The sequence below is a fragment of the Zobellia russellii genome, from assembly GCF_018728565.1.
GTDB classification, from domain to species: domain Bacteria; phylum Bacteroidota; class Bacteroidia; order Flavobacteriales; family Flavobacteriaceae; genus Zobellia; species Zobellia russellii.
In genome coordinates this window covers 1,309,248-1,332,206 of sequence record NZ_JACSOI010000001.1, presented here as the reverse complement: position 1 = coordinate 1,332,206, position 22,959 = coordinate 1,309,248, and the positions used below count along the sequence as shown (strand labels likewise).

The 22,959-nt window shown below is 40.0% G+C and carries 22 protein-coding genes; 18 read left to right on the top strand and 4 right to left on the bottom strand.

Annotated features, from left to right (window positions below):
• Window positions 1–72 precede the first annotated feature (72 nt).
• Window positions 73–1,398, top strand: a complete 1,326-nt coding sequence (locus tag H9565_RS05455) for a Kelch repeat-containing protein (protein ID WP_215438165.1) — start codon at window positions 73–75, stop codon at window positions 1,396–1,398.
• Between the two features lie 22 nt (window positions 1,399–1,420).
• Here the strand turns inward: H9565_RS05455 and lipB are convergent, their stop codons facing one another.
• Genes lipB through H9565_RS05440 form a run of 3 tightly spaced genes read right to left on the bottom strand, consistent with a single transcriptional unit; the run spans window position 1,421 to window position 3,068 of the window.
• A complete protein-coding gene (lipB, locus tag H9565_RS05450) occupies window positions 1,421–2,137 on the bottom strand; it encodes a lipoyl(octanoyl) transferase LipB (protein WP_215438164.1) in 717 nt (238 codons plus the stop codon).
• A 27-nt stretch (window positions 2,138–2,164) separates the two neighbouring features.
• A complete protein-coding gene (locus H9565_RS05445; protein ID WP_215438163.1) occupies window positions 2,165–2,902 on the bottom strand; it encodes a hypothetical protein in 738 nt (245 codons plus the stop codon).
• Between the two features lie 10 nt (window positions 2,903–2,912).
• Complete coding sequence (locus tag H9565_RS05440) at window positions 2,913–3,068, bottom strand: YqaE/Pmp3 family membrane protein (RefSeq protein WP_215438162.1); 156 nt, start codon at window positions 3,066–3,068, stop codon at window positions 2,913–2,915.
• A gap of 218 nt (window positions 3,069–3,286) precedes the next feature.
• Between H9565_RS05440 and lysS the strand changes: the two genes are divergently transcribed.
• The 8 genes from lysS (at window position 3,287) to H9565_RS05400 (ending at window position 15,497) form a co-directional block, all read left to right on the top strand.
• Entirely contained in the window at window positions 3,287–4,978 is a 1,692-nt protein-coding gene (gene lysS, locus H9565_RS05435) for a lysine--tRNA ligase (RefSeq protein ID WP_215438161.1), read from the top strand.
• A gap of 372 nt (window positions 4,979–5,350) precedes the next feature.
• Window positions 5,351–8,089: a PSD1 and planctomycete cytochrome C domain-containing protein gene (locus tag H9565_RS05430; RefSeq protein ID WP_246560306.1), complete on the top strand. Its 2,739-nt coding sequence runs from the start codon at window positions 5,351–5,353 to the stop codon at window positions 8,087–8,089.
• A 3-nt stretch (window positions 8,090–8,092) separates the two neighbouring features.
• The gene (locus H9565_RS05425) at window positions 8,093–9,604 is read left to right on the top strand and encodes a DUF1501 domain-containing protein (RefSeq protein ID WP_215438160.1); all 1,512 of its coding nucleotides are present in this window, start codon (window positions 8,093–8,095) and stop codon (window positions 9,602–9,604) included.
• 40 nt (window positions 9,605–9,644) lie between these two features.
• Window positions 9,645–10,517, top strand: a complete 873-nt coding sequence (locus tag H9565_RS05420; RefSeq protein ID WP_215438159.1) for a sugar phosphate isomerase/epimerase family protein — start codon at window positions 9,645–9,647, stop codon at window positions 10,515–10,517.
• 9 nt (window positions 10,518–10,526) lie between these two features.
• On the top strand, window positions 10,527–11,918 hold the full coding sequence (locus H9565_RS05415; RefSeq protein WP_215438158.1) for a c-type cytochrome domain-containing protein: 1,392 nt from the start codon (window positions 10,527–10,529) through the stop codon (window positions 11,916–11,918).
• A gap of 51 nt (window positions 11,919–11,969) precedes the next feature.
• Window positions 11,970–13,400 carry an SLC13 family permease gene (locus tag H9565_RS05410; protein WP_215438157.1) on the top strand — a complete coding sequence of 477 codons (1,431 nt, stop codon included), beginning with the start codon at window positions 11,970–11,972 and terminating at the stop codon, window positions 13,398–13,400.
• A 177-nt stretch (window positions 13,401–13,577) separates the two neighbouring features.
• On the top strand, window positions 13,578–14,810 hold the full coding sequence (locus tag H9565_RS05405; protein ID WP_215438156.1) for a DUF4198 domain-containing protein: 1,233 nt from the start codon (window positions 13,578–13,580) through the stop codon (window positions 14,808–14,810).
• Window positions 14,811–15,497: a HupE/UreJ family protein gene (locus tag H9565_RS05400; RefSeq protein ID WP_215438155.1), complete on the top strand. Its 687-nt coding sequence runs from the start codon at window positions 14,811–14,813 to the stop codon at window positions 15,495–15,497.
• 125 nt (window positions 15,498–15,622) lie between these two features.
• Here the strand turns inward: H9565_RS05400 and H9565_RS05395 are convergent, their stop codons facing one another.
• A complete protein-coding gene (locus H9565_RS05395) occupies window positions 15,623–16,030 on the bottom strand; it encodes a hypothetical protein (protein WP_215438154.1) in 408 nt (135 codons plus the stop codon).
• Between the two features lie 462 nt (window positions 16,031–16,492).
• Here H9565_RS05395 and H9565_RS05390 point away from each other — a divergent pair, with 462 nt between their 5' ends.
• From H9565_RS05390 to H9565_RS05350, 9 genes are all read left to right on the top strand, one after another.
• The gene (locus tag H9565_RS05390) at window positions 16,493–18,988 is read left to right on the top strand and encodes a zinc-dependent metalloprotease (RefSeq protein WP_215438153.1); all 2,496 of its coding nucleotides are present in this window, start codon (window positions 16,493–16,495) and stop codon (window positions 18,986–18,988) included.
• On the top strand, window positions 18,985–19,569 hold the full coding sequence (locus tag H9565_RS05385) for a Crp/Fnr family transcriptional regulator (protein ID WP_246560304.1): 585 nt from the start codon (window positions 18,985–18,987) through the stop codon (window positions 19,567–19,569). Before H9565_RS05390 ends, H9565_RS05385 begins: the two co-directional genes overlap by 4 nt.
• An 87-nt stretch (window positions 19,570–19,656) precedes the next feature.
• Complete coding sequence (locus H9565_RS05380) at window positions 19,657–20,007, top strand: YciI family protein (protein ID WP_215438152.1); 351 nt, start codon at window positions 19,657–19,659, stop codon at window positions 20,005–20,007.
• A 13-nt stretch (window positions 20,008–20,020) separates the two neighbouring features.
• Window positions 20,021–20,464: a DUF1569 domain-containing protein gene (locus tag H9565_RS05375; RefSeq protein ID WP_215438151.1), complete on the top strand. Its 444-nt coding sequence runs from the start codon at window positions 20,021–20,023 to the stop codon at window positions 20,462–20,464.
• A gap of 4 nt (window positions 20,465–20,468) precedes the next feature.
• Complete coding sequence (locus tag H9565_RS05370) at window positions 20,469–21,113, top strand: hypothetical protein (RefSeq protein WP_215438150.1); 645 nt, start codon at window positions 20,469–20,471, stop codon at window positions 21,111–21,113.
• A 191-nt stretch (window positions 21,114–21,304) separates the two neighbouring features.
• Window positions 21,305–21,460 (top strand): hypothetical protein, encoded by a 156-nt coding sequence (locus H9565_RS05365; RefSeq protein WP_215438149.1) that lies wholly within the window; start codon window positions 21,305–21,307, stop codon window positions 21,458–21,460.
• A gap of 173 nt (window positions 21,461–21,633) precedes the next feature.
• Window positions 21,634–22,080, top strand: coding sequence for a hypothetical protein (locus H9565_RS05360; protein ID WP_215438148.1), 447 nt, complete (start codon window positions 21,634–21,636; stop codon window positions 22,078–22,080).
• 98 nt (window positions 22,081–22,178) lie between these two features.
• Complete coding sequence (locus H9565_RS05355; protein WP_215438147.1) at window positions 22,179–22,688, top strand: MepB family protein; 510 nt, start codon at window positions 22,179–22,181, stop codon at window positions 22,686–22,688.
• Window positions 22,689–22,710: 22 nt separating this feature from the next.
• Window positions 22,711–22,950 (top strand): DUF1059 domain-containing protein, encoded by a 240-nt coding sequence (locus H9565_RS05350; protein ID WP_215438146.1) that lies wholly within the window; start codon window positions 22,711–22,713, stop codon window positions 22,948–22,950.
• Window positions 22,951–22,959 lie beyond the last annotated feature (9 nt).

The following is a 22,959-nucleotide window of genomic DNA, read 5'->3' as shown; positions in this document are numbered from 1 at the left end:
ACACCCTAATGTTAACCTTTACTTTCGGCTACCATTAAAGTGAAACTAAACGTATCACCCTAAAAAAATATTATGAAAACACCATCAACATTCTATCTCGTTCTACTGTTAGGTATGTTTCTACTAAACGCCGCTTGTTCCAAAGACGATGGGCCAGAAGCTCCACCCCCGGCTGCGGAAGAACAACCCAAAGAGGAGGAAAATCCTAGCGAAGAAGAAGAAGAGGAAGAACCTGCTAACCTCGCACCCGAGCCATTTAATTTGATCGGGGTAACGGACGGTGCCGTTGGTGTAGACGTATACCCTACTTTTAGTTGGCAGGCCGCTACAGACCCAGATGGGGATGCCATCACCTACGACCTGTATTTGGGCAAAGAAGAAGACCCTACTGAACTATACACGGCAGACCTTACCAGTACCTCTTTTGAAGTAACAGAGCGCCTGCATACCTATGACTTCTATTACTGGAAAGTGGTAGCCAAGGATCCCGAAAATGCCACGATGAACAGCACGGTTAACGCATTTAGCGTAAGGGGGCTAAAATTTGACAACACCCCAGTAACCGCTGCTGCTGCTTTCTCGGGAAGGTCTAGTCATACCACTGCTGTTTTTGACAACAAGATGTGGGTCATTGGTGGTTATGACGATACAAATAAAAATGATGTTTGGTATAGCGCAGATGGTCTTACCTGGACCGAGGCTACCAATGCGGCCCCTTTTTCCGCAAGAAGTATTCACACCACCGCTGTTTTTGACAACAAATTATGGGTCATTGGGGGAATTGACGGAACATCTAGAAAAAATGACGTTTGGTACAGCGCCGATGGCATTACCTGGACCGAAGCTACGGCAGATGCCCCGTTTTCCGCCAGATATTATCACACCACAGTTGTATTCGATAACAAATTGTGGGTCATTGGGGGCAATGATGGAAGGCTCAAAAATGATGTTTGGTTCAGTACCGATGGGTTTACCTGGACCGAAGCTACGGCAGATGCTCCGTTTTCCGCCAGAGATTCTCATGATACCGTTGTATTTAACAACAAATTATGGGTCATTGGAGGAATTGATGCAACATCTAGAAAAAATGACGTTTGGTTCAGCGCAGATGGGGTTACCTGGAGCGAGGCTACCGTTCCGGCCCCGTTCTCGGCCAGAGAGTCTCATACCACCGCTGTTTTTGACAACAAATTATGGATCATTGCGGGTTATGATGGAACACTCAAAAATGACGTTTGGTACAGCGACGACGGCATCACCTGGACAGAAGCTACTGATGCGGCTTCTTTCTCAAGAAGAACTTATCATACCACCGCTGTTTTTGACAACAAATTATGGGTCATTGGAGGCTCTTCAAGTGAAGATCGTTACATGAACGATGTATGGGCTTTTGATTAAGATTAAAGGAAAAAACCACGGCTCACACCCTGGTTTTTTCCTTTATCAACTCTGCCTCAAAGAGACTTTCAAAATGTTTTTGTAACTTTCCCATAACCTCATCCATATCAACGGTTTCCTTCCCTAATTCTACATTCAAAGAAGTAACGGCCTTGTCCTTTATGCCACAGGGAATCATTAAATCAAAATACCCTAAATCTGCATTTACGTTTAAAGCAAACCCGTGCATGGTTACCCAGCGGCTGGCACGTACGCCCATGGCGCAGATTTTTCTAGCAAACGGGGTGCCTACATCCAACCAAACTCCGGTTTCTCCTTCGGAGCGTTCGGCTTTCAAACCATATTCAGCCAAAGCAAGAATGACCATTTCCTCTAAAAATCGCAGGTATTTGTGAATGTCCGTAAAGAAATTATCCAAATCTAAAATAGGGTAACCTACTATCTGCCCAGGGCCGTGATACGTAATATCTCCTCCCCTATTGATCTTATAAAACTTTGCGTTTTTTGCAGCTAGTTCTTCCTCGCTAATCAAGAGGTTGGCAAAATCGCCGCTCTTGCCCAAGGTGTAAACATGTGGGTGCTCTACAAACAAAAAATGATTGGGTGTGGGTTCATTGGCTTGTCCCCTTCGATTCTTTATTTTTAAATCTACGGTCTCCTTGAACAGGGCTTCTTGGTAATCCCAAGTTTCCTTATAATCCTTTAAACCTAAATCCTGCAAATAGACCTTCTTGTTCATGCTACAAAGATATGAAAAGGTAATGTCCTAATTCTCTAATTCTACCTCGATCAATATAGCCTCCGGGTCTTTCAGCATTTCCATAAAACCAACCTCGTAGATCATGGTCTTTCCGTCCATTGAAAATGTGGCATCCTCCACATTGGTAGATTTTACCCGTTTGGGAAAATGGTATTTAAAGGTATACGTAGAACCGGACAAGAACATTTCGGCACTTGAAAGGCTATCTATACTTTGCTTGAACAAGTCTTGGTCCACAATAGCTGCGGAACGCTTAAATTTGTTCTTTTTAAAACTATAACTAACTTCCGTAGCTTCGTTAGCGGAATTTTTTGGCATGGGTTTACTTCCTGCCGCCGGACCAATGCTACTTGCACTTTGAAAAGCATTAAAAGCATCGTTAATTTCGGAAACGTCCTTGAAGTCCGTAAACATATCAAAGTTCATGACTCCTTCTTCGGCATTGACCAACATATGAAGGCTAAAAGGCTCTAACTTTTTTAATTGAGCTTGCTGTTCAGGAGACAATTGGGCAATACTATCCTTTTTATCGCGTAGCAAATCTTTAAAGACCAAAGTAGAATCTATAACTTCTTCCAGCTTGGTAGAATCTGTTGAAGGTAACATTTGGAGCATTTCGCTTCCGTCAAAGCCAATGTTCATCTTACCCGTTCCATCTTCGTTAAAATGTATTTCCTCCGTAAAATTGCAGGCTACAAATAAAACGGTAATGAACACGATTACCAATGCTCTAAAAAATTTCATAGTTTGGATTTTAATTGGGGTTGTTCAAAATAACCAATGCAGCTATAACACCAGGTACCCAGCCACAGAAGGTCAAAAGTAGAACAATTAAAAAGGACCCACAACCTTTTCCGATGACCGCAAGCGGAGGAAAGATGATTGCCAGTAAAACACGTAAAAAACTCATTTTTGATATAATTTTATTGATTGATGATGTACTTCTTTGACGCTTATATCTACAATTTGTTACAGAATACGGAGCAAAAAGAACTCAGTAATTTTAAATTTTACCGCTCTCCAACTCATTCTTCGTAACAAACAAAGTGCCAAGCTTGTAATTTCATATTGTATCATGCATATAGTAAACCACCTATAGCTTATATTTGCAGCCTTAAATAGTAAAAAATGCAACTTTCGGAACAAGAAATTATTAGAAGAGAAAAATTGACCAAATTGCGCGAATTGGGCATTAACCCCTACCCCGCTGCACTATACCCTGTTGATGCTACATCAAAGAGCATTAAAGCTGATTACAAGGAGGGTAAAAAGGTGGTCATTTCAGGTCGTTTAATGTCCAGAAGAATTCAGGGCAAGGCTTCTTTTGCCGAGTTGCAGGATAGTGAAGGCCGTATACAGGTGTATTTTAACCGAGACGAAATCTGTCCCGGTGAAGATAAAGGCCTTTACAATGACGTCTACAAAAAATTGTTGGACATAGGTGATATCATAGGTATTGAAGGGGAACTCTTTACTACACAAGTAGGCGAAAAAACCGTGATGGTCAAAAACTTTTCGCTCTTAAGCAAATCGTTACGTCCGTTGCCATTACCTAAAAAGGATTCCGAAGGTAATGTGTACGATGAGTTTAACGACCCGGAAATGAGATACCGCCAGCGATATGTAGATTTGGTGGTCAACCCTAAGGTAAAAGAAACCTTTATCAAGCGTACCAAGATTACGAACAGTATTAGAGAATTTTATAATGCCGCTGGTTATTTAGAAGTAGAAACCCCTATTTTACAGCCTATACCAGGTGGTGCCGCTGCAAGGCCGTTTTTAACGCACCACAATGCGTTGAATATTCCTTTGTATTTGCGTATTGCAAACGAACTTTATCTTAAAAGATTGATCGTAGGCGGATTTGACGGTGTTTACGAGTTTTCAAAAGATTTCCGTAACGAAGGTATGGACCGTACCCACAATCCGGAGTTTACCGTAATGGAACTCTACGTTGCCTACAAGGATTACAACTGGATGATGGACACCACCGAAAAGTTATTGGAAAAAATAGCTATTGACGCCAATGGAACCTCCAAAGTTACGGTTGGCGAAAACGAAATCGAGTTTAAGGCCCCTTATGCCCGTGTACCGATTCTTGAAGCTATAAAAATACACACCGGTAAAGATGTTGCCGGTATGGGCGAAGAAGAACTTCGTGCTACAGCAAAAGAACTTGGCCTTGAAGTGGATGAAACCATGGGCGTTGGTAAATTGATAGATGAGATTTTTGGTGAAAAATGTGAGCATCATTACATTCAGCCTACTTTTATTACGGACTATCCAAAAGAAATGAGTCCGCTTACCAAAGAACATAGAGATAACCCTGCACTTACCGAGAGGTTTGAGTTAATGGTAAACGGTAAGGAATTGGCTAACGCTTATTCTGAGCTAAACGATCCAATTGACCAACGTGAACGTTTTGAAGAGCAATTGAAATTATCCGAAAAAGGAGATGATGAGGCTATGTTCATTGACCAGGATTTCTTGCGTGCCCTTGAATACGGTATGCCACCAACATCCGGTATCGGTATTGGTATAGACCGTTTGGTCATGCTTATGACCAACAATTCTTCTATACAAGAGGTATTGTTCTTCCCGCAAATGAGACCGGAGAAAAAAGCGGTTGAACTTACGGATGAGGAAAAAGCAATTGTTGCCCTTTTAAAACCTACTGGTGAAATGGACTTGGCAGAACTGAAGACCAAAGCCGGACTAAGCGGTAAAAAATGGGATAAGTCTATGAAGGCATTATCAAAACACGGACTTACTTCCGTTGTTGTTGATGGTGACAATAAAACAGTACAATTAAAACAGTAAAACTTTACTTCACTTTATATAATTGAGCCAATTCATCTAGATGAATTGGCTCTTTTCGTTTGACCCATTTTTCGCCTATTACGGATTTGCAATCTTAAATCACAAATTCACTGTTTATATCTCTATTTTATCTTCTTATTTTTCATATTTTAACAACTACAAAGCACCTTTAATGCTAAATACGTTATTACGTTACTGGTAATTCTCCTCTTTTAATTTTCATTGTTTGAATTTAGGCTTTGGGGGATTTTTCTATGAATAGCCTTTAACTCAATACAAAGTATGTTGCACACGTTGCGTAGATTTCCAAGGTCTTAATTTTTTAAGTTTTCTATATTGAAGTCTATTTTGAGCTGAACACAACACCCGGTTATGAAAAAAAATTCATTACATAATTGCCTCAAGTATCTTTCCATGGTAATTAGTGTAGTACTATTCAATGCTTGTCAATCCTCCCCTCCAGTTGATTTTAGCACTCAAATAAAACCTATCCTCAACAATAAATGTATTACTTGTCATGGCGGTGTTAAAAAGAGTGGCGGCTTTAGTCTTCTTTTTGAAAATGAAGCATTTGCCAAAACGGAATCGGGCGTAGCGGCTATAATACCCGGTAATGCCGCGGGTAGTGAGATGATAAAAAGACTTCATGAAGAAGACCCGGAGCTTCGCATGCCTTACGAGAAACCCAAGCTTACAGACGAAGAGATTGAGCTATTGACCCGCTGGATAGACGAAGGTGCTAAATGGGGGCAACATTGGGCGTATTCACTTCCCCAAAAAGTAGAAGTTCCTAAAGTCAATATGGAAGCGAGTTTTGCTTCTGAAAGTGCTTCCAGTTTTGTAAAAAATGATATTGACCATTTTATCCTTGCCCGACTAAACGAAAAAGAACTACAACCCAATCCTTCCGCAGAAAAAAATATAATTGCCAGAAGGCTATCCTTAGACATCGTGGGGCTTCCGCCTAGTCAAAAATTGCTCAATCGTTTTGAGTCTGGTGATTTATCCTATGAAGGCTTGGTAGACACTTTACTTAACAAAAAGACTTACGGTGAAAAATGGGCCACTTGGTGGTTGGATTTGGCTAGGTACGCAGACTCCAAAGGTTATGAAAAAGATTTGGAGCGAAGTATTTGGAGATACCGTGATTGGGTCATAGAAGCTTTTAACCGAGACCTTCCTTACAATCAATTTACCATTGAACAATTAGCGGGAGACCTATTACCAGACCCTTCTCCCGACCAACTCATAGCAACGGCATTCCACCGAAATACAATGAACAACGATGAAGGCGGCACTGATGATGAGGAGTATCGGGTGGCTACCGTTATTGATCGTTTGAATACCACTTTTGAGGTTTGGCAGAGCACCACCATGGGCTGTGTGCAATGTCATAGCCATCCATATGATCCATTCAAGTATGAGGAATATTATAAATTGATGGCCTTTTTCAACAATTCGCGAGACGAAGACACGCCCGGTGAATCTCCCGTTCTCAAATTTTATACGCCCGAACAACAGCAAAAAGTAGACAGGATAATCAATTGGGCCAAAACACATGGAGGTGAAGCGCAGGCCAGAACCTACAAGAATTTTCTGCAATTCACAGAACCTGTTTATAAATCGCATTTTTTCAAGGAAATCAACAATGGTTCTTACGATGATCATGCTTCGGTAGTTCTTTGGGACAAAGGAAACTGCATCATAGAAAACGGATACACCAACAATGCCGGTTATGTGTACCTCAACTATCGTTCGCATTATGACGGAACAAAAATGATCATTCGTGAAAAGAATGCCCAGGGTCCCATTATTGGTGAATTTACCATCAACAAACAAAAACAGAATACCACGGCCCGTTTTCCTATTAAAAAAATAGACCGTCAGGGCGATATTTATATCGAAACCCATAACGCCAATACCAAGAAAGAAGCAAATCTTATGAATTTGTATTGGGTAGCGTTTCTTCCCGATTTACCGGGCGAAGGTCAAAACGGATATAAAGAAATAGGAACCAATCTCATGGAGGCACTTAACGTGAAAACACCAACGGTACCTATTATGGTGGAAAATCCAGATTACATGAAGCGCACAACGCAAGTTTTTGATCGTGGCAGCTGGATGTCAAAAACCGATACCGTAGAACCGGGCACCCCAGAGAGCCTTAATGCTTGGAACACAGATTGGCCTTCCAACCGCTTGGGTCTTGCGCAATGGATCGTAGACAAGAAAAACCCTTTAACAGCACGTACACTTGTAAATAGAGTCTGGCACCAAATCTATGGCAGAGGCCTTGTATCTACCGTAGAAGACATCGGTTCTCAATCGGACGCGCCCTCACATCCTGCAATGTTAGATTGGCTTTCACTACGGTTTATGAACAAACACAACTGGAGCATGAAAAAGCTGATAAAAGAAATTGTGATGTCCGGCACCTACCGCCAAAGTTCAGAAAGCAACCCTGAAATGTATGAAATAGACCCTGAAAATGAACTTTATGCCCGTGGCCCTAGAATGCGTTTGGGAGCGGAACAGATCAGGGACCAAGCTTTGGCCGTATCCAATCTATTAAGCAGTAAAATGAACGGCCCAGGAGTAATGCCACCTCAGCCCGATGGCGTTTGGCAAACCGTTTACAGCGATGCCCAATGGATTGAAAGCAAAGGCGAAGATCGCTACCGCAGGGGTATCTACACCTTTTTAAAGCGTACAAGCCCCTACCCTTCTTTCTTGACTTTTGATGCCGGTAGCCGCGAGGTTGCTACTATTAGAAGAACGGTTACCAATACCCCGTTACAGGCTCTGGTTACTTTGAACGACCCCGTTTATTTGGAAACTGCTTACCATTTGGCGAAAAACAATTACAGAGAAAATGATATTGACCAAAGTATTGCCCTAAGTTATAAAAGAGCAACTTTTAAAGAAATAAGTCCCAACAGGCTAGAGGCGCTAAAAACCCTCTACCGCACCTCCTTAGCGGAATTCAATAAAAATAGCAAAGCTTATGAACTATTTCTTCAGTTTGAAGAAAAGCCAACGGTAGAACTCGGTGCCCTTACCATCGTGGCCAACGCCATTATGAACTTAGATGAATTTTTAACAAAAGTATAGGCCATGAAAGACCAAATAGAAAAACTGGTTCAAGAACACTTGGCTAGAGAAACACAAGAAAAAACAAGAAGACACTTTATAAAAAGTTGTGCCCAAGGACTGGGCGGATTGGCACTAAGTTCCATTTTTATGGGGTGTGACCCGTTAACCAAGCAGAGCAAAAAATCAGCCTCTACTTTTTCCGAGCGTGATCTTAACCCATTGGCAACTTTGGCTCCTCATTATGGCCCTAAGGTAAAATCGGTTATTTACCTGCACATGGCGGGAGCACCTTCGCAACTGGAAATGTTCGATTACAAACCAACTTTACATAAACTAGACGGTCAAGATTGCCCAGAATCCCTTTTGGCCGGGAAAAAATTCGCCTTTATTAAAGGTACTCCAAAATTAATGGGACCACAGGCCGAATTCAAACAAGAAGGAGAATCTGGTAATTGGGTTTCGAACTTTATGCCCCATTTTAAAAAGGTAGTAGACGATGTCGCCTTTTTAAAGGCAGTGCATACCGATCAGTTCAACCATGGCCCCGCACAACTTTTTATGCATACGGGTAGCGCGCGTTTAGGTCGCCCTAGTATTGGTTCATGGGCTACCTATGGTTTAGGTTCAGAAAACCAGAACCTACCCGGTTTTGTTGTTTTGACCTCCGGCGGAAACACTCCAGATGCCGGAAAAAGTGTCTGGGGAAGCGGATTTCTACCTTCGGTCTACCAAGGGGTACAATGCCGCTCTAAAGGAGACCCTGTACTTTATCTTGAAGACCCCGATGGAATTTCTAGAGACTTGAAGAAAAGTACTATTGATGCCATTACCAAAATAAACAAGGAGGAGTACGCCAAGTACGCAGACCCGGAAATTCTGGCTCGTATCAACCAATACGAAATGGCCTATCGCATGCAAATAGCGGTCCCGGAAGTCATGAACATCAATAACGAACCTGAACATATTAAAGAAATGTACGGTGTGGAACCGGGTAAAGAGTCTTTTGCGAATAATTGCCTACTTGCTAGAAAATTGGTTGAGGACGGTGTACGTTTCGTTCAATTGTTCGATTGGGGCTGGGATAGCCATGGTGTAATTCGTTCCGGATCTATTGATAAAGGACTCCGAAACAAATGCACGCAAATAGACAGACCTTTAACCGCCCTGATCATGGATTTAAAACAACGTGGACTCCTAGACGATACTCTAATTGTATGGGGTGGCGAATTTGGTAGAACGCCCATGCAAGAAAACAGGGGAAACAAAAAAATGCCTTTTAAAGGGCGTGACCACCATGGCGATGCCTTTACCATGTGGATGGCCGGTGGAGGCATCAAAAAAGGAGCTTCTCACGGACAAACGGACGATATTGGATTCTCGGGAATTGAAGGTCGTGTATCGGTCCATGACGTACACGCTACTATTTTACACCTACTTGGCTTTGACCATGAAGAGTTTACTTATGAATTTCAGGGTAGACCCTTTAGACTAACCGATGTTGAAGGGAATATCATCAAAGAAATTCTAGCCTAGAGTAATTAAAACATCAACCTAACATTAAACCAAACCATTCATGAAAGTACCCTTTACCCTCATTATCCTATTGTTTTCAATTTTAGGGTTTTCTCAAGAAAAAAAATTGCAATTTTTTCAGACCGATTGGGGCCGACAGGTTTCTTGGGATCACTTCTGCGAAAAAACAAAAACTGCAAGCTACGATGGTATAGAAACATGGTTTCCTAGAGATGAAAAAAGTCAGAACGAGTTAAAAATCGCCTTAAAGAAATACAATTTAAAAGTCGGTTTCTTAAACGGCACCAATAAATCCGTTCCTTTTGAGGAAAGTTTAAAGCAATTCACCACGCATTTTAAAACACTGGTCTCTTGGAACCCTGTCTACATCAATTGCCACACGGGAAGTGATTTTTTTACTTTTGAACAGAACAAGGCCTTTATAGATGCTGCCAACAAAATAGCCAAAACGCATAATATTCCTATTTATCATGAGACGCACCGTGGGTGTTTTAGTTTTAGTCTTCCCGACACAAAAAAATACCTTTCCGCCATTCCAGAACTAAAATTGAATCTGGACATTAGCCATTGGATGGTGGTTCATGAGTCTCTTTTACAGGGACAGGAAGAAGAATTGCAAGAAGTCATCAATCGGTCGCACCATATTCATGCGCGTGTAGGCCATGCCGAAGGCCCACAGGTAAACGACCCCGAAGCCCCCGAATGGAAAGAAGCTGTAGAGCGCCATATGAATATTTGGGAAAAAATTATTAAAAAACAATGGGAAGGCAAAGACGTTTTTACGATTACTACCGAATTTGGCCCCGCAGACTATATGCCCACTTTACCCTACACCCAATTACCCGTAGCCGACCAATGGAAAGCAAACGTTTACATGATGAAGTTATTAAAAGAACGTTTCAACATAAATTAAGCTATTTGTATGGACGTTCTTAAACAACTTCTAGGAAGGTTACATCCGCTTGTGGTTCACCTACCAATAGGATTCATACTTATGGGGCTCCTTTTGCAATGGTACGATCGAAAGAAAAAAGACAACACCGCAACAATCTCCATTATTTTCCTTTGGGCCGGTATTACCGCCACCCTTGCCTGCATTACAGGTTACTTACAATATTTGGGTGAAGGGTATGCCTTTGATACGGTAAAATGGCATTTATGGTCCGGCATTGCGACTGCCCTGTTATCTTTTTTAATGTATGCCAAGTTAAAGGGAATTCAAGTTTTTGATTTCTTATCGAAGCTCCCGGCAGTCGGTTGGGGTATTTCCCTTTTTATATTGATATCCTTTACAGGTCACCAAGGCGGGAATATTACCCATGGCGAAACGTATTTGATCGAACCGTTACCTAATTCTATAAAATCAGCTTTAGGTTATGAAACTTTTGAAGAGAAAGAAATTAGCCTAAACGAAACCAATTGGCAAGATGCACTACTCTACGAAGATGTAATAAAACCTATATTGAACAACAAATGTGTAAGTTGTCATAACCCTAAAAAAACAAAAGGCGAACTCCTATTACATTCCAAGGAAGGTATTTTAAACGGTGGAGAGAGCGGTGCTATTATTGAAGCCTCAAAAGCATTGGAAAGTGAGCTGTTCACGAGGCTCGTACTGCCTATGGATAATGATGACCATATGCCTCCCGAAGGGAAAACACAGCCATCAAAAGAAGAGATAGAACTGGTACGTGCTTGGATAGATGCGGACGCACCTTTTGATAAAACCATAGCCCAATCCGGTCTTGAAAAAACTCTTTTTCTTTCTTTCTTCCCTCAAAAAGAGGATTTTGACCACCCCAACATAGAAATAGCTGCTGTAGCCCAAGAACAGATTAAAGCTATAGAACAGTCTGGTGTACATATTGATCAAATAAGTAATTCTTCTCATTTCTTGAGTGCTTCCTGCATTAATAAACCCGATTTTACAGATGCCGATTTTGAATTGTTACTACCCATTAAGGAACAGATATCCAGACTTGATTTGGGACATACAAAAGTTACCGATGCCATTTGTTCCAAACTGGCCCAATTACCAAACCTGACCATCCTCTCTTTAGACCATACTGCTGTTACCGGAAAGGACTTTCAACTTTTAACTTCATTGGAGCATCTAAAATCCATAAACCTAACAAGCTCGGCCATCAAGGCAAATCAGCTAGCAGTTTTAGACAAACTAAAAAACTTACAAAAGCTCTATTTGCACGATACGGAAGCTACACCTAAGAACACTTCCTTGAATACTTCAAAAATTACCGTTGTTTTTGGCAATTATCAACTTCCACCAATAGCATCGGACACTATTGTATATTAATTTTCAAAAGAAAAAGAAAAAGTCTAGTTTTAGGAGCACCAATTCAAAACTATGGAATCCAGTAAAAAAGCGGGACTTTTTTTAGGCCCCATTCTTTTTTTCATTATTCGCTTTTTACCGTTTGACCTGGTCTCCGATAAAGGAGATGCCGTAATTGCCGTTGCCGTTTGGATGGTAGTTTGGTGGATTACCGAAGCGGTTTCCATCTCCGTAACCGCACTACTTCCCTTACTCCTCTTTCCTATATTAAAGATTATGGATATTGGTGAGGTTGGGGCAAATTATGGAAGTCCTATAATTTTCTTGTTCTTTGGTGGTTTTGTTCTAGCCTTGGCTTTGGAAAAAGTGAATCTCCACAAACGCATTGCCCTGAATATTATAAAAATAACGGGTACTACTCCCAACAAAGTTGTCCTTGGCTTTATGATCGCCACGGCGGCATTGAGCATGTGGATCAGTAATACGGCCACTACCGTGGTCATGTTGCCCATTGCCATGTCCGTTATAAATCTTTTGGTGAACGATGCGGACGGGTTTACCAAAAGCGATAGGAATTTTGCCCTTTCGGTGATGTTGGGCATTGCCTTTTCGGCTAATGCAGGAGGTGTTGCCACGGTTATTGGTACTCCGCCCAATTCGGTAATGATCGGTCTTCTAGAAAACGAATACAATATAGAAATCTCCTTTTTAAAGTGGATGGTCCTAGGCGTTCCATTCTCCGCCTTAATGATATGGATCAGTTATTTGGTTCTGGTAAAATGGATGTATCCCAATCGAGACCTTGTATTTTCGGCATCAAAAGACGTCATACATAATGAGTTAAGAAAATTAGGCCCAATGAGCGGAAAAGAAAAAATGGTCCTTGCTATTTTTGGTGTTACTGTTTTCCTGTGGATTTTTAGAACGGTCATAAACGGTATTTTCCCTGCCCTTAAATTAAACGACACCATGATCAGTATTATGGCCGCCATCGCTATGTTCGCCATACCCTATAATATGAAAAAGGCAGATTTTATCATTGAGTGGAAAGACACCCAAAAATTGGCTTGGGGCATCTTGATCCTCTTTGGTGGTGGATTGGCATTGGCCAAAGGCATGTCCGTTAGTGGTATTGTAGATATGGTTTCCGCAGCAATTGGAGACAGTAACGTTAGCATACTGTTTACGGCCATACTCCTTATTACCCTCATGCTCTTTATGACCGAGCTTATGAGTAACGTAGCCTTGATTGCTGTACTGGCCCCAGTAGTGGCGGGTATAGCCATTGGTTTGGATATTCCCGTTCTTTATTTGCTGATTCCCGTTACCATAGCCAGTAGTTGCGCCTTTATGCTTCCCATGGCTACCCCGCCCAATGCCATTGTCTTTGCCAGTGGTTATGTAAAAGTGAACGAAATGGCCCGTGTGGGTGTTATCCTTAATATTATTGCTGTTGCCCTATTAGTTTTGATGTTTCAATTTGTAGTGCCTTTACTATTTTAAAATGGGCCAAACATCTGGCCCTGTATCCATATTATCTTAAGGGTAGAGGTCATTACCCGAAAAATCCGGATTTTATGAGAAGTTCGGTCTGCTTGTTCCTTCATTTTGTTATTTTTATCAAATTCGGTATAACAAAAAAATAGCGTTACCACTTATCCACTAATTTAATCGCTCTTGATGAAAAAAATAGTTCTCCCACTACTAGCTTTAGTACTGTTCAGCAGTCATATCATGTATTTGAAATTGGATTCTTATTTTCTAAAACCTAACAAATCTGCAACCATCCAACTGTTTAATGGCACTTTTGACAAGAGTGAAAATGTAATAGACAGAGATCGCATGCTAGATGTTAGCCTGCTAAACAACGGTAAAAGAATTAAAGTAGACGAATCTCAGTGGAGCGAAAAGGATAGCATTACTTTTTTAAACTTCAGAACCGGTGAACCCGGTACTTATGTAGTAGGAGTTTCTACAGCGCCTAGATCTATTGAAATGGATGCCGAGGCATTCAACACCTATTTGGAACATGAAGGCATACAAGATATGCTAACATGGAGACGAGACAATGATGCTTTAGAAAACGATGCCAATGAGCGGTATTCCAAACATGTAAAAACCATTTTTCAAGTTGGGGACAAACGGACGGATGATTGGCAGAAAGAACTAGGGTACCCCATTGAATTTATACCACTTGATAATCCGTATGAATTGAATACCGGAGACGATTTTAAATTTAAACTGTTATTCAAGGGGAAACCTTTAGCAAACCAACTGGTATACGCCAATTACAAAGGCAATTCGGAAGAACACAGTCATGGAATGGGCGAGAATGCCCATAGCCATACCAGTAATCCTGAAGCCAATACACCAGAAAACAACGAGACAAATCATAGTCACGACCACAACAAGGAAGAAGTCCATAGTCACGAAAAAAAACAAGAAAAACATAGCCACGATCATAAAAAGAAAGAAAGTCATAGCCATGGAAAAGGGGAAGAAACTCATAGCCATGATCATAACACGAAAGAAAATCATAGTCATGGCGCAACCCAAGAAACCCATAGCCATGACCCTAAAGAAGAAAACGCCCATAGTCATGATCCAGAGGTGAGCGGCCACACCCACACTTCCGGACAGCAGCTTAGAACCGATTCCCAAGGAATGGCAACCGCTAAACTTACCGCAGATGGAATCTGGTATTTACAGACCATTCATCTACAAAACCTCGAAGAGCAAGAAATTACACATGAGTCTAACTGGTCAACCCTAACCTTTGAGGTTTCTCATGCGCATGGAGCGGATACACATACCCATGCCCCTGTAGAAGAAGAAATCCCTTCTTACGTTTATTGGGTAGGCAGCTTATTTTTATTAGCTATATTATTCTTTTGGTTTAACAGAAAACAATAAATGAACCCACTTTTAAAAAAACTTCCGGTAACATTACTATTTCTGCTTACTCCGTTATTATTGGCTGCTCACGGCGTAAGTTCAGAAGACCAACAAATACTCAATAATGGTGGTTTGCTCTCTTACATTTATGTTGGGGCAAAACACATGGTTACTGGGTATGACCACCTTTTGTTTTTAGTGGGGGTAATTTTCTATTTAAGCGGATTAAAAGACATCGTACGCTTTATTACCGTTTTTACCATAGGACATAGTGTAACCCTAATTGGGGCCACCTACTTAGGCATTAAGGCAGATGAACATTTAATAGATGCCGTTATTGCCTTGAGTGTCTTCTACAAAGGATTCGAGAATTTGGGCGGTTTCAAGAAGTACTTAAAATTTGAATCGCCCAACCTTTTATTGATGGTCTTTATTTTTGGGCTTATCCATGGTTTTGGCCTATCAACTAGACTACAGTCTTTTGATGTAGGAAGTTCTCAGTTTCTTGCAAAAATCGTCAGTTTTAATATTGGAGTGGAATTGGGACAGATTTGTGCATTGATTCCCATTGTTTTTATAATCACACAATGGAAATCCAAAAAGAGTTTTTCCGCTTTTTACAAAGCGGCCAATGTCTACCTCATCATTGCAGGAATAGGCCTATTTATCTATCAGATGTACGGTTATTACTATGGAGGCCACTAAACAACTCATAAACATGCACTTGCACATTTCCTAAAACAACAAAATTAGGAACCCCACATAGGTAAAAAACAAAACCCCTGATTTCAACAGGGGTTTAGCTAGCTAATTCAAATAATTTACAATGGTTAATTGTTCCTTATATACGGGTCAAACCCGCTAGGTAGATGTTTTTTTGTATCAAAATCTAGAGCAATTTCATCATTCTCGTCAATATAATTGAACCCTTCAACATTTTCAGGGAATGCATACGCATCAAAGCTCTGTGGAAGGTACTTTTCTGTGTTGATGTTTACCTCAGATTCGGCCTCAATAAAACTAATTGCATCTAAATTGACATAGATGTCATTGGCATCAAAATCTTCCGGTAAATAATCCGCAGTATCAAAGCCTAAATCAAAATAGGTATCCTCATCTATATAGTTTATAGAATGAATAACCGTCTCATCTTTTTCGGTCAAAGGGTCAGCTGCAATAACTCCGTTTGCAAATATAAGACCCAATAGCATACTTATTTTTAAACTCTTCTTGTTCATAACGTTGTAGGTTTGTTTATGAGTCTATATAACGCAGAAACATCTCTTTATTGTTCTTTTTATTTTGTGGGAGCTTTCCTAAAAACAGTGAAATAATCATATTCTCAAAAAGTGGATTGAAACAATATGAACTTCGCATTTTAGCATCTTTCAATTTGCCATACACGCACTTAATCTAATGTATTTTTACGTCATAAAAATTCACATTTTATTTCCGTTATATTGCACCTAACAAGCAGAGTATTAGCTAATCGGAGTTTTTACGCCTTACACCGGAGCCTAGAAAAGGGAAATAATTGAAAATAGAAAAGCTGCTTCGGCCTATATCATCAAAATCACTTTAAACAAACCTTAAAAGATAAAGCATCTAAAAATATTATATTTACAAACATTAGTAGGAATCATCTTTATAGATGACTTCTCTTTTTCAAGTATAGTACTCAAAACTCTAACCAAAATTACATGCTCAAAACAGTTTTTACCCGATTGGTTTTTTCTTTATTAGTTATCAGCTCCCTATCTGCGGAAGCACAAATTTTCAAAAAGAAAAAAGACAACACTGAAAAGACAGACAAAAAAGGAGACGACAAAAAGGACAAAATAAAACCTTACAATAAGGTAATTACCAAAGATGCCAAAACGGATAAAGGGCTTTTTGATGTGCATGTGGTTGATGAAAATCACTTTTATGAAATACCGGATTCCCTTTTCAACAAGGAAATGTTGATGGTAAGCCGTATCTCAAAAACAGCCACAGGCATTGGTTTTGGTGGAGGAAAAATTAATACCCAAGTACTCCGTTGGGAAAAAAAGCCCAAAACAGTTTTACTTCGTGTGGTAAGCCATGGTGTTGTTGCCGCAGATTCCCTACCCGTTCATGAAGCTGTTGTAAACTCCAATTTTGAGCCTGTACTCTTTGCCTTTGATATCAAGGCCATTAAAAAAGATACCGTTAACCCGTCTACGGTAATTCAGGTAAACGAACTTTTTGAAAAAGATGCTCAAGCCTTGGGAATGCCCGACTTTTACCGGGAAAAATATAAAGTATCACGTTTAGATGAAGCTAGAAGCTATATTGAGGCTATTAAAAGTTACCCTTTAAATGTAGAAGCACGTCACGTAAAAACCTACTTGGCAAAAAAACCGCCCAGTAACGGTAGTTTGGGTTCAATTTCCATAGAAATCAATAATTCTATGATTCTTCTTCCCGAAGAACCCATGAGACGCCGGTATTTTGACGAGCGCGTTGGTTGGTTTGCCAGCGCTCAAACAGATTATGGTCTGGACGTTCAAGAAAGTAAAACCGTGAAGTTTTTGGACCGGTGGCGTTTGGAAGTAAAGGATGAAGATTTAGAAAAATTCAAAAATGGAGAATTGGTTGAGCCCAAAAAGCAGATTGTATATTATTTAGATAGAGCTACTCCAAAAAAATGGATTCCTTATATCAAACAAGGTATTGAAGATTGGCAGGTGGCATTTGAAGAGGCCGGTTTTAAAAACGCCATTGTTGCCAAGGAACCCCCAACCGTTCTCGAGGACCCGGATTGGTCTCCAGAAGATGTACGTTATTCCGTGGTACGGTATCTGGCATCACCTATTCCCAACGCCAACGGCCCACATGTAAGCGACCCACGAAGTGGTGAAATCTTAGAATCGGATATCAACTGGTACCATAATGTTATGACCTTGTTACGCAACTGGTTCTTTGTTCAGACGGCTGCAATAAATCCAGATGCCCGCGGAACCGAATTTAAAGATGAAGTTATGGGGCGTTTGATCAGGTTTGTTTCCGCTCATGAGGTGGGGCACACCTTAGGTCTACCCCACAATATGGGAAGTAGCGTTGCATATCCGGTAGATTCTCTTCGTTCGGCATCGTTTACCGAGAAATACGGTACGGCACCATCTATTATGGATTACGCCCGTTTCAACTATATAGCCCAACCAGAAGATGGTGATGTGGCCCTAATGCCCAATATTGGAATCTATGACAAATATGCTATTAAATGGGGGTACAAGCCTATTTTAGACGTTTCCACTGAGGAAGAAAATAAGATTTTAGACACTTGGATTTTAGAGCACGCCGGAGACCCCTTATATCGTTTTGGCCATCAACAGGTAGGAGATGTAGTTGACCCTAGTTCGCAAACAGAGGATTTAGGCGATGACGCTATTAAAGCCAGCCAATACGGTATAGAAAACTTAAAGCGCATAGTTCCCAACCTTATTACATGGACCAAAGAAGACGGTAAAACCTATGAAGACCTAGACAAATTATACGGTCAGGTTATTGCGCAGTTTAACCGTTATATGGGGCATGTATCAAACAATATTGGCGGTGTTTATGAATACCATAAAACTTATGACCAAGAAGGTGCCGTTTACATTCCGGTCACTAAGGAACATCAGCAAAATTGTATGTCTTTTTTACAAGAACAACTTTTTACCACACCCCAGTGGCTTATTGACCAAAACATCTTTAACAAGATTCAATACTCTGGTTTTGTGGAGAAAATTAGGGCCACACAAACCAAAACTTTGGACAACATCCTAAGTTTAGGAAAACTACAGCGTTTGGTGGAAAACGAAACCGCCAATAAAGCGGAAGCCTATAGTCTAACGGATATGATGAACCAACTGCGTAACGGCATCTGGTCAGAACTTAATACCTTAAGCGCTATTGACACCTATAGAAGAAACTTACAAAAGGCACACGTTGAACGCTTAAATTACCTAATGACCGCAAAAGACCAAAAGAAACAACCGGACTTTGGCGGCTATCAAAAATCAACAGTGGTGCATACCAACCAATCGGACATTCGTTCAGTAGCACGTGGTGAGTTACAGAGTATACAACGAATAATCAAAAGTGCCATTGGCCGTACCTCCGATACCATGAGCAAATATCACTTAGAGGATGTAAGCGGGCGTATAGAGCAAATATTAGAGCCAAAATGATAAGCAAAGGACATTTTCTAAATAACATATTCAAGCCTTCCGATTTTTCCGATGAAGAACTTGCTGCGATTATTCCTAAGTTTAAAAAAGTGGTTTTCTCCAAGAACGACTTTATATTAGAACAAGGGAAAACCGAAAACCACTATTGGTTTATTGAAAGTGGGTTTGTACGTTCTTATGTGGTGAATACCGAAGGCAAAGACATCTCCACGAACTTTTATACTGTTGGCGATATTGTTATTGATTGGACTTCTTTTTTCCTTAGAAACCCTACTAGAGAGAACATTCAAGCTTTGACGGATTGCGTATGCTGGCAATTAGATTTTGATACTTTTCAGGAACTTTTTCATAGCATACGCAGTTTTAGGGAACAAGGACGTACAACTTTGGTTAACAGTTATTTCTCGTTAAAAGAACAAAGCGTAGCTATGATCGCCGATCAAGCATCCCAGCGGTATCTGAAGCTCTTAAGGGAAAAACCACATATTATTCAGAACATTTCGCTTAAACATATTGCCACATATTTAGGTGTTACGGACACTTCTTTAAGCCGAATTAGAAAAGAGATTTCCAGCGAATAGGTTTTCTTGCCCTATGACAAGTTTTATTTTTTGAAATGCAGGTAGCTTAGCCTCATTGAAATATATGAACCATAAAACTTTGAAACAATGGAAAATCTTCAAGACTTCATGTTGCTATTTCGGATGCAACCAAATGACCAACAGCCCACATCTGACCAAATAAGCGAAATGCAGAAAAAGTGGGGTGCCTTTATTGGTGGCATTGCCGCTCAGGCTAAACTTGTAAGCACTACCCGCTTGGCCTTTGAGGGTGTTTTAATCGATAATAAATTAAACGTTAGCACAGGAATTACCATTGCGGACAACGAAACGCTAAGTGGTAACATGGTCATTAAAGCCACCATATTTAAAGAGGCTACCAAAATAGCAAAAGGATGCCCTATTCTTTCCATGGGCGGTTCCGTAGAAGTAAGAAGCATAATACCAATGGAAGCTTAAAACCCGGCAAAAGATGAAAACAATTTTTGATAACAACACAGTTGCCGAATTGGTTGATAGAATAAATTCCCTGCAAATACATGATCAGGCGCAATGGGGCAATATGAACGCTTACCAAATGCTTAAACATTGTACATTAAGCGAAGAGTTGTTTCATGGAATAAAAAGCTACAAGCGTTTGTTCATCGGCAAACTGTTTGGCGGCATGGCATTACGCGGCATTGTAAAAGACGAGCAACCGATGAAGAAAAGTCAACCTACCCATCCTGAGTTTAAAATTACCGGCACAGGCAACTTTGAAAATGAACGTAAAAAATGGATTGAATTGCTTCAAGCATATGACTCCTTTTCAAACCCTGATTTTGTACATCCATTTTTTGGAAAAATGACTAAGGAGCAAATTGGTGTTTTTGTTTACAAACATACGGACCATCATTTAAGGCAATTTAAAAGCTAGCACTATGCTACCATTTCTATTTATTGCAACAACCCTTTTGTCCCTAATTCTTTTCTATCAAGGAACAGGAAAGGATAAAAGGGTGCTTGTTTTTAGCATATTTTGGTTACTTAGTATAGGTCTAATTTCATATAATGGATACTTTGAAAACACCCAAGAAAAACCACCTAGGTTCATTTTTGCTGTTATCCCTACTATAATTGCCTTTATATGGTTTTATAGAACGATTGATTTAAACAGAATTAAACCTAAGTTTCTCGTGGCTGTTCATGTAGTCCGTATTCCTGTTGAACTCATACTTTTTGAATTGTTTCTTCAAAAGAAAGTTCCTCTTTTGATGACTTTTAAAGGGTGGAATTTTGACATTTTAATGGGAATATTGGCCACATTCATTCTTTTTTACATGCTGTACACGAAAAAGAATCCATCCAAATCTTTTGTTTTGTCTTGGAATATTTTGGGTCTTCTTTTTCTAACGGCCATTGTCTTGATGGCCATATTATCGTCTCCATTACCTATACAGTTACTTGCATTTGACCAACCCAATCTAGCAGTCTTACAGTTCCCTTACATCTATCTACCCACTTACATTGTTCCTGTTGTCTTTATATCTCACTTGTTAACTTTAAAAGATACGCTACACGGATAGCGCAAACTTGGCAGCAATTGTTTCAATTTAAAACATTAAAGCATAGACGAAATACAGCAAACCTCGCTAAAGTGAATTTACAAACAACAAAATTGGGCTTGTTGACCACATCCTGAGCTCACTTTGCAACAACCTACAAAACTGCTTTCTTCTTTTACTTAACTTGGTATCAGAATCAAAAAATACATACCATGTCTCAAAAACTTAAAAGTTCTCTGTACCTAGCCGGATTCGTAATTGCTTCAGTAATATATTACAATCAAACCAATTCTGACCAGTCTCCCCAGACTGTAGAAATGGCTTCGGCGGACATTGAACAAGTTATGAATCCTGAGACATTGGATTAAAATACACACACATTGAACGACCTACTATGTGAGGGCGAAGAATTATTTCTTCGCCCTTTTTTTATATCCAAACCCCAGCCTCTCAGATGTTAATTATTACATAAATGGAATATCACTGTTAAACCTTCCACTACTTTTTCACTCTAAGGTGTATAAACAATAAATTAAAAAAGATGAAAAAGATACTTATAGCATTAGTATGTATGGTAGGGTTGACCGCAATGGCGCAAAGAGAAAAAGGTCATCATGGTAGAGATGGAATGAAAGATTTGACCGCTGAGCAAATAGCAACTTTACACACAAAAAAAATGACCTTGGCCTTGGACCTAACCCCGGACCAACAAGCAAAAATGAAGGCCATTAACTTAGACGAAGCAAAACAGCGCAAAGCAAAACTAGAAGAACGTAAGGCCCAAAGAGAAGAAGGAGAACGTAAAAAACCAACATCTGAAGAGCGTTACGCCATGCAAAATGCTAAATTAGATAAGATGATTGCTCGTAAAGCACAAATGAAAGAGATACTCTCTACCGACCAATTTGAAAAATGGCAAAAAATGAACCATAAAAAAGGAAAGCGACATTCCAAAGAAGGAAGAGAAGGACGCAAAGCAAGAAAGTAGGGGGAAGTTTATTTATATAGTTGGGGCTGCACGCACATGCAGCCCTTTTTTTTGCCCTATACCTAAACGGAGACTTTAGATTTCACTATTTTTAAGCCATGTCCAGAAAAACCAATACAGAAGAACTTAAGGGTATTTTTAGTACGGTTTACCAAACTTCCAACCTGAACATCTCAAATTTTGAATTAGAACAGGAAAGTAAAGAGTATAAGGCCTGTAGATTTCAATTGAAAAACCATACCATTATCTGTAGAGATTCAAAAATTACTCCCAAAAAAATGGGACAGTTCGTTACTTTTTGGAAGCGAATTGAAAATGGCCCTATTTCTCCATTTGAAGAGCAAGATACTTTTGATTATTTTATTATTAATGTACAGAAAGGCGATTTGTTGGGGCAATTTGTAATACCGAAAGAAGTACTGATAAAAAAAGGGATTATTTCTACCCAGAAAAAAGAGGGCAAACGGGGTTTTAGGGTATACCCACCATGGGACAAGGCAACAAGCAAACAGGCTGCAATGACCCAAAAATGGCAATTACTTTACTTTCACGAAGCAAAAGACCAACCGGATTTACATAAAATACTCATCCAAAATAACGAACTTTAAGCGACTCTAAAATTCAAGTAGTATGAAAAAGATGACATGTAAACAATTGGGCGGTGCCTGTGATATGGAGTTTTCGGCCAATACATTTGAAGAAATTGCCGAACTCAGCAAAAAGCACGGTATGGAAATGTTTGAGAAAAAAGATGGGGCCCATCTAAAAGCAATGGAAGAGATGCAAAATCTTATGAAATCTCCTAACGGTATGCAGGATTGGTTCGAAAACAAAAGAAAAGAATTTGTTACAATGCCGGATATTGAATAATCCGGCATT

What these genes read in the sequence shown, in the direction of transcription:
- H9565_RS05360 (WP_215438148.1), top strand. Translation starts at nt 21,634, where the DNA reads ATGAAAAAGATACTTATAGCATTAGTATGTATGGTAGGGTTGACCGCA.
- H9565_RS05415 (WP_215438158.1), top strand. Translation starts at nt 10,527, where the DNA reads ATGGACGTTCTTAAACAACTTCTAGGAAGGTTACATCCGCTTGTGGTT.
- H9565_RS05410 (WP_215438157.1), top strand. Translation starts at nt 11,970, where the DNA reads ATGGAATCCAGTAAAAAAGCGGGACTTTTTTTAGGCCCCATTCTTTTT.
- H9565_RS05385 (WP_246560304.1), top strand. Translation starts at nt 18,985, where the DNA reads ATGATAAGCAAAGGACATTTTCTAAATAACATATTCAAGCCTTCCGAT.
- H9565_RS05425 (WP_215438160.1), top strand. Translation starts at nt 8,093, where the DNA reads ATGAAAGACCAAATAGAAAAACTGGTTCAAGAACACTTGGCTAGAGAA.
- lysS (WP_215438161.1), top strand. Translation starts at nt 3,287, where the DNA reads ATGCAACTTTCGGAACAAGAAATTATTAGAAGAGAAAAATTGACCAAA.
- H9565_RS05400 (WP_215438155.1), top strand. Translation starts at nt 14,811, where the DNA reads ATGAACCCACTTTTAAAAAAACTTCCGGTAACATTACTATTTCTGCTT.
- H9565_RS05395 (WP_215438154.1), bottom strand. Translation starts at nt 16,030, where the DNA reads ATGAACAAGAAGAGTTTAAAAATAAGTATGCTATTGGGTCTTATATTT.
- H9565_RS05420 (WP_215438159.1), top strand. Translation starts at nt 9,645, where the DNA reads ATGAAAGTACCCTTTACCCTCATTATCCTATTGTTTTCAATTTTAGGG.
- H9565_RS05405 (WP_215438156.1), top strand. Translation starts at nt 13,578, where the DNA reads ATGAAAAAAATAGTTCTCCCACTACTAGCTTTAGTACTGTTCAGCAGT.
- H9565_RS05370 (WP_215438150.1), top strand. Translation starts at nt 20,469, where the DNA reads ATGCTACCATTTCTATTTATTGCAACAACCCTTTTGTCCCTAATTCTT.
- H9565_RS05390 (WP_215438153.1), top strand. Translation starts at nt 16,493, where the DNA reads ATGCTCAAAACAGTTTTTACCCGATTGGTTTTTTCTTTATTAGTTATC.
- H9565_RS05365 (WP_215438149.1), top strand. Translation starts at nt 21,305, where the DNA reads ATGTCTCAAAAACTTAAAAGTTCTCTGTACCTAGCCGGATTCGTAATT.
- H9565_RS05350 (WP_215438146.1), top strand. Translation starts at nt 22,711, where the DNA reads ATGAAAAAGATGACATGTAAACAATTGGGCGGTGCCTGTGATATGGAG.
- H9565_RS05355 (WP_215438147.1), top strand. Translation starts at nt 22,179, where the DNA reads ATGTCCAGAAAAACCAATACAGAAGAACTTAAGGGTATTTTTAGTACG.
- H9565_RS05445 (WP_215438163.1), bottom strand. Translation starts at nt 2,902, where the DNA reads ATGAAATTTTTTAGAGCATTGGTAATCGTGTTCATTACCGTTTTATTT.
- H9565_RS05430 (WP_246560306.1), top strand. Translation starts at nt 5,351, where the DNA reads ATGAAAAAAAATTCATTACATAATTGCCTCAAGTATCTTTCCATGGTA.
- H9565_RS05380 (WP_215438152.1), top strand. Translation starts at nt 19,657, where the DNA reads ATGGAAAATCTTCAAGACTTCATGTTGCTATTTCGGATGCAACCAAAT.
- H9565_RS05375 (WP_215438151.1), top strand. Translation starts at nt 20,021, where the DNA reads ATGAAAACAATTTTTGATAACAACACAGTTGCCGAATTGGTTGATAGA.
- lipB (WP_215438164.1), bottom strand. Translation starts at nt 2,137, where the DNA reads ATGAACAAGAAGGTCTATTTGCAGGATTTAGGTTTAAAGGATTATAAG.
- H9565_RS05455 (WP_215438165.1), top strand. Translation starts at nt 73, where the DNA reads ATGAAAACACCATCAACATTCTATCTCGTTCTACTGTTAGGTATGTTT.
- H9565_RS05440 (WP_215438162.1), bottom strand. Translation starts at nt 3,068, where the DNA reads ATGAGTTTTTTACGTGTTTTACTGGCAATCATCTTTCCTCCGCTTGCG.